This is a genomic window from Thermohalobacter berrensis, from assembly GCF_003609645.1.
Lineage (GTDB): Bacteria > Bacillota > Clostridia > Tissierellales > Thermohalobacteraceae > Thermohalobacter > Thermohalobacter berrensis.
This window is the reverse complement of record NZ_MCIB01000005.1, coordinates 68,656-83,093: the sequence shown is the minus strand read 5'-3', so window position 1 is coordinate 83,093 and position 14,438 is coordinate 68,656. Positions and strand designations below refer to the sequence as shown.

Here is a 14,438-nt window from a genome sequence, read left to right as displayed (position 1 = left end):
ACTATCCTAGGCTTAGACAGGTACTATGACCTCTGCTGACTTCTCAAGGTTCAGCTATACATCACTATATAGGTTGTCATTTCGAAATACATCTTAATGACTTATCCTTGAGACCTCCCGGGGTAAGCGTAACTACTTTCCTCCCATATATCCGCCACATTTACTGCATAAACTTTCGGACCATTTAGGGCTTTGTTTTGTTATGCAAACTCACCCAGTTTATACAGCCTCTAATGTGATTCGTGTACCTCGGACCAGGATTTTGCCTTCAGCTTCCTTCAGATTCCACCTCACGATGGACACCCTTGCCTTCGGCTAGTGGTTGGCATGGTCAGCCCCCACAGTGGACTTTCACCACCTAGTTGTTACGCATGCCCGGCGCACATAAAAAAGCTGATGGATTAAAACCATCAGCACTATAAGAAATACAGTTCCTGGTTTCTAGACCTCAAGAACTAATTACTAACTACTACCTTTTAACTAATTTTTCAATTCTCAACTGCTAATTACTTTTAAGGTTATACTTTTGGAACTTCATGATGAAGCCTACATCTAGCCTCATATCTTTCTTGAGCACCAACTAATATTGTAGGTTCAGTATATCTAGCAGGCTTTCCATCCACAATTCTCTGGGTTCTATTGGCAGGATGTCCACATATTACACACACGGCAGTTAATTTATCCACAAATTCAGCAATAGCCATTATGTAAGGAGTAGAACCAAAAGGCTCACCTCTAAAATCCATATCAAGTCCTGCAACTACTACACGTAAACCTTTATCTGCTAAATCCCTGCATATATCTATAATCTGGTCATCTAAAAACTGAACTTCATCTATCCCTATTACTTCTGTATCCTCTTTTAACAGTTTATATATATCTTCAGCTTTATTAATACATTCTGCTTTTATTTTTTCACCATTGTGAGATACAACCTCACTTACACTATATCTGTCATCAATTGAAGGTTTAAATACTTGAATCTTTTGCTTCGCTATCTGGGCCCTTCTTAACCTTCTTATTAACTCCTCACTTTTTCCGCTATACATAGGACCTACGATTACTTCAATCCATCCATGATGGTTAGGACCATACATTGAAAATCCTCCTTTAACATAGAAGATAACCAATTACCACTCAAAAAAGCAAAGAGCGAGGTAATTCCTCGCTGAAAAATTAATTTTAGTTAAAAAATTACAGGCTATAGGCAAAATAAATGCTAGAAGGAACACCCCTTCTAGCTTTATAAAAGGTATTAATCAATACCATATTTCTTCTTGAATTTCTCAATACGTCCACCTTTTGTTTGTAATTTTTGCTTACCAGTGTAGAATGGGTGGCATTGTGAGCAAATCTCTACTTTTAATTCTTCTTTTATTGAACCTGTCTCAAATGTATTGCCACATGCACAACGCACAACAGCCTTTTTGTATTCTGGATGAATTCCTTTTTTCACCATAATCACCTCTCTTCTATTATTGGTTCTGTATGGAAGATAAAATTTTCTCTATTTTTTAACTAATACATTATAGCATATTATAGTATATAATTGCAAGGAATGAAATTATTCAATATTTCTCATAATTTCGATAAATTCTTTATTTGTTTTCGTTGCCATTAATCTATTAATAAGTAATTCAGTTACTTCAGCTGTAGATGTGTTGCTTAATGCCTTTCTTATTCTCCATATAGTCTCTAATTCTTTTTGACTTAAGAGTAGTTCTTCCCTTCTTGTTCCTGATTTATTAATATCAATAGCTGGGAATATTCTCTTTTCGGATAGTCTTCTATCTAAATGTATCTCCATATTCCCTGTACCTTTAAATTCTTCAAATATTACATCATCCATTCTACTTCCAGTTTCAATTAAAGCAGTAGCCAATATTGTAAGACTTCCCCCACCTTCTATATTTCTAGCTGCTCCAAAAAATCTTTTAGGCTTATGGAGTGCTCCAGGATCTAAACCACCTGATAGGGTTCTACCTGTTGGAGGTATTGTGAGATTGTACGCCCTAGCTAATCTTGTTATACTGTCTAAAAGAATCACAACATCTTTACCATGTTCAACTAATCTTTTAGCCCTTTCTAAAACCATTTCTGCAACTTTTATATGGTGTTTAGGAAGTTCATCAAAGGTTGAATATACAATATCCCCTTTAACAGATCTCTTCATATCTGTTACTTCTTCCGGTCTTTCATCTATTAATAATACTATAATCTCAATTTCTGGATAGTTTTGAGATATGCTATTAGCAATTTTTTTAAGCAAAATAGTCTTTCCAGCCTTTGGTGGTGCAACTATCATTCCCCTTTGGCCTTTCCCTATAGGGGCAATTAGATCTATTATTCTAGTGGAAAGTTCTTGAGGGGAAGTTTCAAGAGTAATCCTATTATTAGGATAGATTGGAGTTAGATTATCAAAGTCGGGCCTTTGGGTTGCAGTTTCAGGATTTTTACCATTAATCTGTTTTACATACAGAAGTGCTTTATATTTTTCTCCAGACTTTGGTGGCCTAGTAATGCCAAATACCTTATCACCAGTTCTTAAGTTAAACCTTCTAATCTGTGAGGGTGATACATATATATCTTTATCCCCTGACAAGTAATTAACACATCTTAAAAATCCATATCCATCTGTATGAAGTTCTAATATTCCTTCTGCTGTATCAATCTCACCACTCTGCTCTATCTCTTCTGTCAACCTTTCTGGAAGCTCACTTTTATGATTATTATTCTCTTTAGTTTCTTTCTTGCTTTCATTGTCTCCTTTGTCTTGGTGTGAGGAGACTTCAATTATCTTTTCAATAAGTTCTGCTTTTCTGTATTTACTATACCCCTTTATATTAAGACTTTTAGCAATTGTCCGTAATTCATCTAATTTTTTGTTACTTAGCTCGACACGATTCAAAACTTCACCTCCAAAAAACGTTACTACATAGAATCGTTTTTATAGTATTTTTGCCTTCTATAAACAAAATATGCAACTTTGGGAAATTCAGGAAAATGGTTAAGTGAAGGGATTAGATATTGTTATATTAACATTTTGTTAAGGACAAGTCAATATTGAGAAGTTAAAACAGTTCTCAGTTCCTAGATGGAAAAGCAGTGCTTAGATGTTTTGCATAAGATGTGATGTTATTTAAACCTAGGAAGGGAGTCTAGGATGTCCGTTACCCTTCCTTAGACGTCTAGCCTATGTTGTCCGTTACTTTGACCTAAGGAGTCATAGCCTTAGATGTCCGTTACTATCCCTTAGAAGTAGAGCTTTGTCGTCCGTTACTTGAACCTAAGAAGTAAGACTATGAAGTCCGTTACTTTTAAAAGCAGTTCCTAGCTCTTTGCTCTTAGCAAAACTAAAATTTCTTTGGAACTGCGAACCGGGTTGGATGTTCCATCAACAACATCAAAGATACTGTAATTATTTTCCGGATTTGAAACGCGAACCCGGTTCGTGTTTCATAACAACTTGCTACAAATTTAATTTCTTAATCGTACATTAAAATGTGCTCTACGGTTTTTAAGTTGATGGATTGCGAATCCATCAACAACGTGGAACCAGAGCTTACAACTGTATTTTACTAACAACTAACTACTACCTACTAACTCATCCTAATTCTCAATTGTATTTACCATATTGTAAATTTTAAATTACTTAGCGTATTCTGGCTTTTTGTCTAACTTATGAATTGCCTCTATAAATCTTATGGTTCCCGTCTTTGCCCTTGTAACCATAGAATGGGTCTTAGCTACATTGTTTTCATAATAAACTACACCTTTTAAAAGCTCTCCATCAGAAACTCCTGTTGCTGCAAAATAAATTTCATCACCTTTAGCAAGATCTTCCATAGTCAATACCTTATTAATATCATCTATGCCCATTTTTTTACATCTTTCTCTTTCTTCATCATTTCTTGGTGCAAGTTTACCTTGAAACTCTCCCCCCATACACTTTAATGCTGCAGCAGCTATTACACCTTCGGGGGCTCCCCCTATTCCCATAAGCATATCTACACCAGAATCCTCAAAACATGTAGCTATGGCTGCAGCTACATCTCCATCACTAAACAGTTTAATTCTTGCTCCTGCCTGTCTTATTTTTTGAATAAGCTTTTCATGCCTAGGTCTATCAAGCATTGTAACAGTTATGTCTGATATACTTTTATTTAAAGCCTCAGATAATATTTTTAGATTTAATTCTACAGGTGCTTCTATATCTATTTTTCCTGCTGCTTTAGGACCTACAGCTATTTTATCCATGTACATATCAGGTGCATGAAGTAAACAGCCTTCCGGAGCCATTGCAACAACTGATATAGCATTTGGTAAACCCTTAGCAACAGCTGTTGTTCCATCTAAAGGATCTACTGCTATATCTACCTTTTTAGATACTTTATTTGCTTTTCCTATCTTCTCTCCTATGTATAACATAGGTGCTTCATCTTTTTCCCCTTCTCCTATAACCACTGTTCCATCAATATCTAAGGTATCAAACATACTTCTCATACCGTTAACTGCTGCCTGGTCTGCGGATATCTTATCTCCTCTACCCATAAGCTTTGCACATCCTAATGCAGCAGCTTCAGTCACTCTAACAAGATTAATAGCAAGATCTCTATCCATAAATATGTCCCCCTATTTTTAAAAAGATTTACATTTTTAGTATATTCTATATGCAATATAGTTGTCAATTAGTATAATATAGTTGGAAAATAAATTAACATTTTAGCATTTAGTGTACACAATTTCCTAATATTATATGTTTAATTGGACAGAAATATGCTAAAAAGCAGTTATTAGTTCTTAGTTCTTGGTTCTTAGTTTTCGTTACTTTGCCTAAGATGTCTAGCCTACGTGGACCGTTACTTAGCCTAAGGAGTAGTGCGTTGTTGTCCGTTACTTGACCAAAGTAGTAAATCTAAGACGTCCGTTACTTTGTCTGAGAAGTAATGCTTCGCTGTCCGTTACTAGAAAAGAAGTTTTTAGTTATTAGTAGTTAGTGATTGGTTTTTGGTAATGATATGAAGATTATTGATTAGAAAACAATCATACTAAGTCTTTGTTATTTAATAATTTATTACTTATTATTTTGTATCTTTTATATTTTCCTAACCACTAACCACCAGCCACTAATAACTATTATTTTCTTTTAATTATCAATTCTCAATTGTCAATTGTATTTATCATATTTTCAATTACATTTGAAACAGGGATCAGTTGGCGTTTCAAAAATGTGAAAAACTGGTGAAAAGCAGAACCGTCCCTATTTTTCACCAGTTTTTACCATTTGCATTTATTCTTTTGGCTTTTTCCTCTTTTCTAATTTTCAATTTTCCATTCTCAATTGTTTTTCAGTTACGCGTCTCCATGCTTTTTCATTAAATTAACTAATATATCATTTTTATCTAACTTGTGTATTGCATCAATAAATCTTATTGTACCTGACTTAGCTCTCATAACTACTGAATGGGTTTTAGCAGAGTTATTACCATAATAAACTACACCCTTTAATAGGTCTCCATCACTTATACCTGTGGCTGCAAAGAAAACCTCATCTCCCTTTACTAAGTCTTCATGACCTAAAACCTTATTTAAATCTTCTTTACTCCATCCTAACTCTTTACATCTTTCCATTTCTTCATCTGACCTTGGGTTAAGTTTACCTTGTAATTCTCCTCCCATACACTTTAATGCTGCAGCAGCTATTACTCCCTCAGGAGCTCCTCCTATTCCCATAAGCATATCTACACCAGTATCTTCAAAGCCTGTAGCTATAGCAGCAGCTACATCACCTTCACTAAATAGCTTTATTCTTGCACCTACTCTTCTAATTTCTTGTATCATATCATAGTGTCTAGGTCTATCTTGAACAATCACTGTTAAATCGGAAATATCCTTGTTAAGAGCTTTAGCAACAGCCTTTAAGTTATCTTCTATAGGTGCCTCTATATCTATTTTTCCTGCTGCCTTAGGACCTACAGCTATTTTCTTCATGTAAGTATCTGGAGCATGAAGTAAACATCCCTTTGGTGCCATTGCAATAACTGCTATAGCATTTGGTAAACCTTTTGATACAAGACTCGTACCATCTAGAGGGTCAACTGCAATATCTACTTCTATCTCTTCTCCATTACCAATCTCTTCTCCAATGTAAAGCATAGGTGCTTTATCCTTTTCTCCTTCACCTATTACTACTCTACCCTTTACATCCACTAGGTTGAAGGCCTTTCTCATACCATCTACTGCAGCTTGGTCTGCTCCTATTTTGTCACCTCTACCCATATATTTAGCTGACGCCAATGCAGCTATCTCAGTTACCCTTACAAGTGATAAGGCTAAATTACGGTCCATACGCATAAAATTTTCCTCCTTAGTTTCTTTTTGTACGTTAATTATCATAAATAGTATATCATGTTTTAAATGTAAATGGGTAGTGGTTAGTTTTATAGGTTAATTCTTTCAAGTCTTTTAAAAGATATTAAAGAAAAAAAGGGATAAGTTAAACTTATAAGCTTAACTTATCCCTTTTATCATTATTTATTATTTTCAACACTTTTCCAATCATTTAGGAATTTTTCTATTCCATTATCAGTCATTGGATGCTTTAACATCTTTTCAAACACTTTATAGGGAACTGTAGCTATATGGGCTCCTAATTTTGCTGCTTCTATTATGTGCATTGGGTGTCTTATGCTTGCTGCTATTACTTCTGTTTCTATTCCATAAATATCAAATATCTCTACAATATCCCCTATAATAATCATCCCTTCATTACCTATATCATCCATTCTGCCTGCAAAAGGACTAACATATGTAGCACCTGCTCTAGCAGCTAATAAAGCCTGATTAGCTGAAAAAACTAGGGTAACATTTGTTTTTATACCCTTACTACTTAATATTTTAACAGCCTTTAATCCTTCCTTTGTCATTGGTATCTTTATTACAATATTGGGATGAATTTGAGCTAACTCTTCTGCTTCCTTTACCATACCATTGGCATCTAAGCTTATTACTTCTGCACTAATAGGTCCATCTACAATATCAGTAATCTCTTTTATTACCCCTTTAAAATCTCTTCCCTCCTTAGCTATGAGGGATGGGTTTGTTGTAACGCCTGATATTACTCCCCACTCATTAACCTCTCTAATTTCCTCTACATTTGCAGTATCAATAAAAAATTTCACTACTTTACTCCCCCTTTTGCCTATTAGGCTCTGTCTACTGAACCGAAAATAGTCATTTTTCCTTTGATTACTTCTTTCATTGCCTCTCTTGCAGGACCTAAAATCTTTCTTGGGTCATAAACATCAGGATTATTCTTAACGAAATCTCTTACTGCACCATTAAATGCAAGTCTAATATCTGTATCTATGTTTATTTTATTAATTCCTAGACTTACTGCCTTTTTAATACTTTCTTCTGGCACTCCTGATGATCCATGAAGAACTAGAGGCATGTTTAATCTTTCTTTTATAGTTTTAAGTCTATCAAAGTCTAGTTTTGGTTCTCCCTTATATGGTCCATGGGCTGTACCAATAGCTATAGCAAGATAGTCTACTCCTGTTTCCTTAACAAACTTTTCAGCTTCATCAGGGTCAGTGAAAGTAGCATCTTTTTCATCAACAGTTATGTCATCTTCTGTTCCACCTATTTTACCTAGCTCAGCCTCAACGGAAACTCCTGCCGCATGAGCAATTTCAACAACTTTTTTAGTAACAGCTATATTTTCTTCAAAAGGATGTTTTGATCCATCAATCATTACTGATGTAAATCCATTTCTTATACATTTAACTATTTGAGTAAAATCTGTTCCATGATCTAAGTGAATTGCCACTGGAACTTTAGCTTTTTCAGCAGCTACCTTAGCCATTGCTGCTATGTACTCAACACCTGCATACTTTAATCCACCTTGGCTCGCTTGAAGTATAACTGGTGAATTAGTTTCCTCTGCAGCTTGGATAATAGCTTGAACTATCTCCATGTTATTTACGTTAAAAGCACCTACTGCATATCCTTTTTTGTGAGCATCTTGAAGTATCTCTTTTCCAGTAACTAGCATTTATATTCCTCCTTTATATTTTTGGTACATTCTTATTATAGTAAAATTTGAATTTTTATCAAATGTTTTGTTATAAATTATTTATTTTTTATTTAAGTCTGTATTTATAACTGAGTGGATACACTCAAAGGAACTTTTATGTAATACTATTTCTTCTTTTTCCATTAATGCTTCCACATCATCTCTGTTTTCCACTGATATCATCATTACACTATTACATATTGGACACCTAAATTCAACACTATCTGTAAATAACTCCAGTTTAATATCATCATTACCACAATCACAGTATATTCTGTCTTCCCTGTCCATATTCCTTAATATAGTTAAAGCATTCATCATTGCATCAAAATCCTTAAAAAAATCATAAAATCCTAAGTCTTTTAACATTTCTTCTGATTTTTTCTCATATTTTTCTATTAAGTCTTCTACATCTTCATTTTTCCCAATAAAACATATTTCAATTCCAGTATCTATACACCTTATTACAATGTTTCCCTTAATAAGTTGACTTAGTTTATATTTATATACATGAACATCTTGGCATACAGCACAGGATATGTTTGCCCAAAACATTTTATAATCTTCTGTCTTTATTACAGCATTAGCCTCTCCACAATCACATTTAAATTCAATATTTTTAGTATTGACAAAATTAAATAATGAAATCTCATATATTTTTATATTATCGCAACTTTCACATGGGATTGCAATTGTTATCTTAGTATCAACTAACACAAAAATCCCTCCTCATTTAAATAATTCTTCACTTAAAATATAATTCCTTCTAATTTTGATTTTTATTAAAAAAAGCTAAAAAGCTGATGGCTATAGCCATCAGCTCTTTAAAGATTATATTATTAATTAAGTTTTCCTTTAATCCCCACTCCCCAATTAATTGCACTTTTAGTTTAGTTTGCTTAGTCTTTTACTAAACTGCCTTTGACTCCAAACTTTTTTTCATAAGTTTTTTTACTTTTCTTTTAAATTTATGTATATCAAAAGGCTTATGTATTATTAGTTCAGGATTAGTTTTTCTTATCTCTTTCATATGCTCTGTATCTCTGTATCCTGTTATAATAACCCCAATTATATTTTGGTTTATATTTCTTAACTGTCTTAAAACCTCTGTCCCTTTTATATCATTAAGATTCATATCTAGTATAGCAATATCTACTTTAACTTTTTTAGCTATATCTACAGCCTCTTTTCCACTACTAGCCGAAATTACTTCATAATCATCCTTAAAAATTTCCCCCATAAGCATTCTTATTCCTATTTGGTCATCTACACACATCATTTGTTGTTTCCTCACCAAATGTCCCCCCTATAATAGTGCGTGTAAATTTTTTTACTTTTTTTAATTAATATATTCTATAAAACTAGCTTTATTCCTTCAGAACATATGTTTTTTTTGGTGTTTTTTGAATTTAGAATATATGTTATACTATTATTCCTTTGTTTTATGAAAAATTATTACATTTTGGTTAAAATTATGTTAGTTAGTATACATTATGTAATATATGAAAAGTAAGGAAAAAAGTATTTTAAAAAAGCTGATGGATTACCAATCCATCAGCAACGTCTGTTTTTAAAAAGCAGCCCTTAGTCACTAGCTCTTAGCTGCTAGTGAATAAAAAAGACGTGTATTGTGTATAGAACCTAGGCAGTAATGCTGAGGGGATGTTACTATGCTTAAGGGTCTAGCCTACGAGGACCGTTACTTTGCCTAGGTTGTAATGCTCCGATGTCCGTTACTTAACCCTAGAAGTTAAAGCCTATGATGACCGTTACTATGCCTAGGAAGATAGGCTAAGATGTCCGTTACTTTACCACAGATGTTAGGCTTCTAGGTCTTTTACTCTGTCCTAAGAAGTAATGCGTTGTTGCCCGTTCCTTATTTATTACATATCTTTAATTAAGATTGCCCTTACAGGAGAGGCTTCTACTCCCACAAATTTAAGTGGTAAAGCAATTATTATATATTTACCCTCTTCAATATTTTTAAGTCTTAATCCTTCTATAATAATTATACCTGAACTAAGTAATATTTTATGGGTTGGATGACCTTTCTGATTTCTTTCTATACCTAATGCATCAATACCTACACCTTTTACTTTCTTTTCTTTTAAATATTGAGCTGCCTCTTTTTCCAAATATACAAAGTTATAATCAAAACAGTCTTTAAAGGAGTTTCTTGTTTTAAGCAACAAAAACTCATTTTCTTCTATGCACTTTTTTTCTAAATTAGATTTTGTGATACAATCTTCCACATTAGTAAAATCTAGCACCTTACATTTTGAAATAAACTTATCTAATCTTACTTTATCTATTGTTGCTCCATCTCTTATCATGTGTAATGGTGCATCAATGTGTGTACCTGTATGCATATCCATCTTAATATTTGTTTCAAAGGAATTGCCTGTTTTAAAATCCCTAGTTACACTAAAAACTGGCTTTTTCTCTTCTTTATTTTTATAGACCTGCATATTTTCACTTATACTCATTGATATATCATAAATTTTCATATAAAATCCCACCATTTTTCATTTTCAATTTTATTTAATTGTAAATTGTTTTACTCTATTCCTTTCAATAATACGTCTAGAACAGGGATAGGATCTATTTCTTCATAGGAAAGTCCTTCTGCAAATATTTTCTTAGAATAGTATTGATTAATAGTTCCAATTAAACTTAAAACTGCTGCTTCTATATTTAAGTCTTTTCTTAACTCTCCCTTTTTCTGGCTATCTTTAAATATATCTAAAAAGATAGTGAAAATATTCATCCTTTCGTTAAACAGCCAACATTTCATTTCATCATCTATTAAATGGGATTGAGAAATAATAGATTGGGCCATATCTATATGCTCACTTATAAACCTACCATGGTATCTACAAATACCTAATAGTCTCTCTTCCAAATTACTTTCTTTTTCAAGTATAACTTTTATATTATCCTTATAAAGATTTACATTATGTTTTATCATTTCATAAAAAAGATGCTTTTTACTATCGAAGTACTCATATATAGTTCCTTTCCCTATACCTGCCTCTTTAGCTATATCCTCCATTCTAGCCTTATGAAATCCTTTTTTTGAAAAAACTTTTACTGCCGCTTCTATTATATTTATTCTTCTCTCTTCTTTACTTACCATCAAAGTTTCTCCTCTCTTAATCAGTCACAGTTAGTTATTTAAGAAAAGGGACGGTTTAATTCCAATATATTACATTTGTGTAAATCAGAACCGTCCCGGTTGTTCATTATTGATTGACAGTTATTTCTCTTTTAAATATTTTTCTTTTTACAAAGTTAGCAATATCATCAAATATTGTATATACAACTGGAATAAATACTAGTGTTAAAAGTGTTGAAAGTAAAAGTCCTCCTATTACAGCAGTTGCTAATGGTGCCTGTGCCTCTGCTCCTTCTCCCATTCCAAAGGCTAATGGAAGAAGACCTAATACTGTAGTTAACGTAGTCATCAATATCGGCCTAAGTCTTATAGGCCCTGCATTTAATATTGCTTCTTTTCTCTTTTCTCCATTTCTTCTTCTAGTGTTTATATAGTCAATTAAAACTATGGCATTATTTACAACTATACCTGCTAATATAATAAAACCTATTACTGCAGGTACACTTAATGACCTTCTGGTAATAAATAGACCTGCTGCGCCACCAGCAAATGCAAGGGGTACTGATAACATAATTGTAAATGGATGTAGTAGTGATTCAAACTGTGATGCTAATATCATATATACTAGTACAACTGCTAGAATAAGGGCTAATGCTAAGTCTTGGAAGGCTTCATTTAATTGTTCCCTTTCTCCACCCATTTCATATGTGTAGCCTTTAGGCATATTATAATTTGATAATTCCTGTTGTATTTCATCAGTTATACTTTTTAAATCCCTTCCGAAAATCTGACTAGTAACACTTGCAACCCTAACTTGGTCTTCTCTATCTATTGCAACAGGGCCCCTTTCTATTGTCAGGATAGCGACTTGGCTTAAAGGTATATTTACCCCTAAAGGTGTTTGGATAGATGTCTGTTTCAGGTTTGAGATATTCTCTGTTAATGTTTCATCTCCCTTTATTATAACATCTATTTCTTCACCATCATGTTTATATTTTGTAGCAATCTTCCCTGAGATTGTGCCTTTAACAGCTGATGCAATTTGGGCTGCAGTTAATCCAAACTGTGAAGCCATTTGTCTATCTATTTTTATTTCTACCCTTGGTACACCTTCAGTTATACTTGTTTCAACTTCCCTTGTACCTTCTACTGATTTAACTATTCCTTTAAAGTCATTACTTATTTTTTTAAGAGTATCTAAATCGTCCCCTTTTATTTTTATGTTTATAGGTGTACCAGACCCTGACATCATCATATTAGAAGTTACCTCTACATTAGTTTCTACTCCAGGAATATCATAGATTAAATTTCTCACTTCATCTGCAACTTGCCATACACTTCTACTTCTTTTATCCATATCTGTTAATAGAACTGTTATAATTGCCCTATTAGTTTCACTTCCAACTAATGAAAATGTTCCACTTGAACCTACATTTGAAACAACAATATCTACTTCTTCAATTTTCTCCAATTTTTCCTCTATTTCTTCTACTATTCCATCAGTTTGTTCAAGCTCTGCTCCTTCTGGAAGAGACACACTTATTGTAAATTGTCCTTCATCCATAGGTGGGAAAAACTCTGCCCCAACACTAGTTATTGATGCCATGCTTATTACAAAAACTAGTATTGCTATTAATACTGTTGATTTTCTGTGTCCTAAACTCCAGTTTAATATTCGTTTATAGACAGACTGGATTTTCATTAATATCTTATCTACAGTATCATACAAAATTGATGAAAGCTTAAAGCCTTTATGTTTTTTCCCTTGCATTCTATCTACTTTCAATATTTTAGATGAAAGCATAGGTATTAATGTTAATGATACTAAAAGTGATGCACCTAAGGACATAGTTACAGTTAAAGCTAATTCCTTAAATAAAGTTGAAGTAATCCCCTCTGTAAATACGATTGGTAAGAAAACAGCCACAGTAGTAAGAGTTGATGCTGTAACTGCCATACCTACTTCTTTTGCACCTTTTACAGCTGCCTCTATTCTTGAATAACCATCCTGCCTAAATCTATAAATATTTTCTAGCACAACTATTGCATTGTCAACAAGCATACCCACACCTAGGGCTAAACCACCAAGTGTCATAAGATTAAGGGTAATATCATTGAAATATATTAATATGAAAGTTGCTATTATTGAAATAGGAATAGCTGTTCCTATTATAAGAGTTGTTCTTATATTTCTTAAAAACAGATATAGAATAATAATTGCTAAAATTGCACCTAAAGCTGCATTTTTAACAACATTTTGAATAGATTGTTTTATATATTTTGATACATCAATAATCTTTTTAATTTCTATATTAGGAAAATCTTTCTGTAGTCTTTCTATTTCATTATTAACCCTATTAGCAACCCTTACAGTATTTGTCCCCGGTTGTTTTTGTATTAATAGGTTTATACTGCTTTTTCCATTAGTTTTAGCTATAGTATTTAAGTCTTTATGCTTTAGACCTATATTTGCTATATCTTTTAGGTAGATAACTCCTCCTGTGTTTAATGTTATAGGAAGGTTCTTTATTTCATCTATTGACTGAAACTCTCCAAGGGTTCTAATAGTAAGTTTTTGTTTTCCTTTTTTAACCTCTCCCCCTGGAAGATTTAAGTTTTCTGCTGCTATTATTTGAGCAATACGGTCAATGGTTAATCCATATCCCTTTAGCTTTTCTTGATTGATACTAATCTCAATTTCCTTTTTAAGTCCACCTGTTATACTTACTGAAGCAACACCTTCAAGCCTTTCAAGTCTTGGTTTTACCATATCCTCCGCTATTTCTTGAAGGCTTGCTAGGTTGTTTCCATTTGATAAAGATAGTTGGATAATTGGTTGAGAATTTGGGTCAATTTTTAAAACCATAGGGTCACTTGCATCATCTGGTAGATATCCCTTTATCATATCTACTTTTTCTCTCATATCCAAAGATGCAAAATCCATATCTGTTCCAAAATCAAATTCAGCTATAACTACAGATGAACCTTCAGAAGAAATAGACTGTATCCCCTTTATGTTATCTACAGTAGCTAGTGATTCTTCTATAGGTCTTGTAATAAGTTTCTCTATTTCTTCTGGACCTACCCCTTCATAAGAGGTTGATACAATAGCAACAGGTACCTCTATTTTAGGTAATAGGTCAATTGGAAGCCTAGATAGGGATACAGCTCCCAAAAGTATGATTATAAAGGTTACCATCAAGATGGTAACAGGTCTTTTTACAGCTAGTTTAGATATATGCATAA

Annotated in this window: 12 protein-coding genes; all 12 read right to left on the bottom strand. The window is 33.1% G+C overall.

Features of this window, described 5'->3' with window-relative positions:
- Positions 1-518: 518 nt before the first annotated feature.
- The gene (locus BET03_RS04430) at positions 519-1,097 is read right to left on the bottom strand and encodes a thymidine kinase (protein ID WP_120167710.1); all 579 of its coding nucleotides are present in this window, start codon (positions 1,095-1,097) and stop codon (positions 519-521) included.
- 158 nt (positions 1,098-1,255) lie between these two features.
- Positions 1,256-1,456 carry a 50S ribosomal protein L31 gene (gene rpmE, locus BET03_RS04425; RefSeq protein WP_120167716.1) on the bottom strand — a complete coding sequence of 67 codons (201 nt, stop codon included), beginning with the start codon at positions 1,454-1,456 and terminating at the stop codon, positions 1,256-1,258.
- 108 nt (positions 1,457-1,564) lie between these two features.
- Positions 1,565-2,908, bottom strand: a complete 1,344-nt coding sequence (gene rho / locus BET03_RS04420) for a transcription termination factor Rho (protein WP_120167708.1) — start codon at positions 2,906-2,908, stop codon at positions 1,565-1,567.
- A gap of 740 nt (positions 2,909-3,648) precedes the next feature.
- Positions 3,649-4,620, bottom strand: a complete 972-nt coding sequence (gene glpX / locus BET03_RS04415; protein WP_120167706.1) for a class II fructose-bisphosphatase — start codon at positions 4,618-4,620, stop codon at positions 3,649-3,651.
- Positions 4,621-5,352: 732 nt separating this feature from the next.
- Positions 5,353-6,348 carry a class II fructose-bisphosphatase gene (gene glpX / locus BET03_RS04410; RefSeq protein WP_120167714.1) on the bottom strand — a complete coding sequence of 332 codons (996 nt, stop codon included), beginning with the start codon at positions 6,346-6,348 and terminating at the stop codon, positions 5,353-5,355.
- A gap of 182 nt (positions 6,349-6,530) precedes the next feature.
- On the bottom strand, positions 6,531-7,181 hold the full coding sequence (fsa, locus tag BET03_RS04405; protein ID WP_120167704.1) for a fructose-6-phosphate aldolase: 651 nt from the start codon (positions 7,179-7,181) through the stop codon (positions 6,531-6,533).
- 23 nt (positions 7,182-7,204) lie between these two features.
- On the bottom strand, positions 7,205-8,056 hold the full coding sequence (locus tag BET03_RS04400) for a class II fructose-1,6-bisphosphate aldolase (RefSeq protein ID WP_120167702.1): 852 nt from the start codon (positions 8,054-8,056) through the stop codon (positions 7,205-7,207).
- An 81-nt stretch (positions 8,057-8,137) separates the two neighbouring features.
- Positions 8,138-8,794, bottom strand: coding sequence for a hypothetical protein (locus BET03_RS04395; RefSeq protein WP_120167700.1), 657 nt, complete (start codon positions 8,792-8,794; stop codon positions 8,138-8,140).
- A 193-nt stretch (positions 8,795-8,987) separates the two neighbouring features.
- Positions 8,988-9,371, bottom strand: a complete 384-nt coding sequence (locus BET03_RS04390; RefSeq protein ID WP_120167698.1) for a response regulator — start codon at positions 9,369-9,371, stop codon at positions 8,988-8,990.
- 589 nt (positions 9,372-9,960) lie between these two features.
- On the bottom strand, positions 9,961-10,584 hold the full coding sequence (locus BET03_RS04385; RefSeq protein ID WP_120167696.1) for a cyclase family protein: 624 nt from the start codon (positions 10,582-10,584) through the stop codon (positions 9,961-9,963).
- A gap of 50 nt (positions 10,585-10,634) precedes the next feature.
- Entirely contained in the window at positions 10,635-11,213 is a 579-nt protein-coding gene (locus tag BET03_RS04380; RefSeq protein ID WP_120167694.1) for a TetR/AcrR family transcriptional regulator, read from the bottom strand.
- A 106-nt stretch (positions 11,214-11,319) separates the two neighbouring features.
- Positions 11,320-14,436 carry an efflux RND transporter permease subunit gene (locus BET03_RS04375; RefSeq protein ID WP_120167692.1) on the bottom strand — a complete coding sequence of 1,039 codons (3,117 nt, stop codon included), beginning with the start codon at positions 14,434-14,436 and terminating at the stop codon, positions 11,320-11,322.
- Between the last annotated feature and the right edge of the window lie 2 nt (positions 14,437-14,438).

What these genes read in the sequence shown, in the direction of transcription:
- BET03_RS04430 (WP_120167710.1), bottom strand. Translation starts at nt 1,097, where the DNA reads ATGTATGGTCCTAACCATCATGGATGGATTGAAGTAATCGTAGGTCCT.
- glpX (WP_120167706.1), bottom strand. Translation starts at nt 4,620, where the DNA reads ATGGATAGAGATCTTGCTATTAATCTTGTTAGAGTGACTGAAGCTGCT.
- glpX (WP_120167714.1), bottom strand. Translation starts at nt 6,348, where the DNA reads ATGGACCGTAATTTAGCCTTATCACTTGTAAGGGTAACTGAGATAGCT.
- BET03_RS04400 (WP_120167702.1), bottom strand. Translation starts at nt 8,056, where the DNA reads ATGCTAGTTACTGGAAAAGAGATACTTCAAGATGCTCACAAAAAAGGA.
- BET03_RS04385 (WP_120167696.1), bottom strand. Translation starts at nt 10,584, where the DNA reads ATGAAAATTTATGATATATCAATGAGTATAAGTGAAAATATGCAGGTC.
- BET03_RS04380 (WP_120167694.1), bottom strand. Translation starts at nt 11,213, where the DNA reads ATGGTAAGTAAAGAAGAGAGAAGAATAAATATAATAGAAGCGGCAGTA.
- BET03_RS04375 (WP_120167692.1), bottom strand. Translation starts at nt 14,436, where the DNA reads ATGCATATATCTAAACTAGCTGTAAAAAGACCTGTTACCATCTTGATG.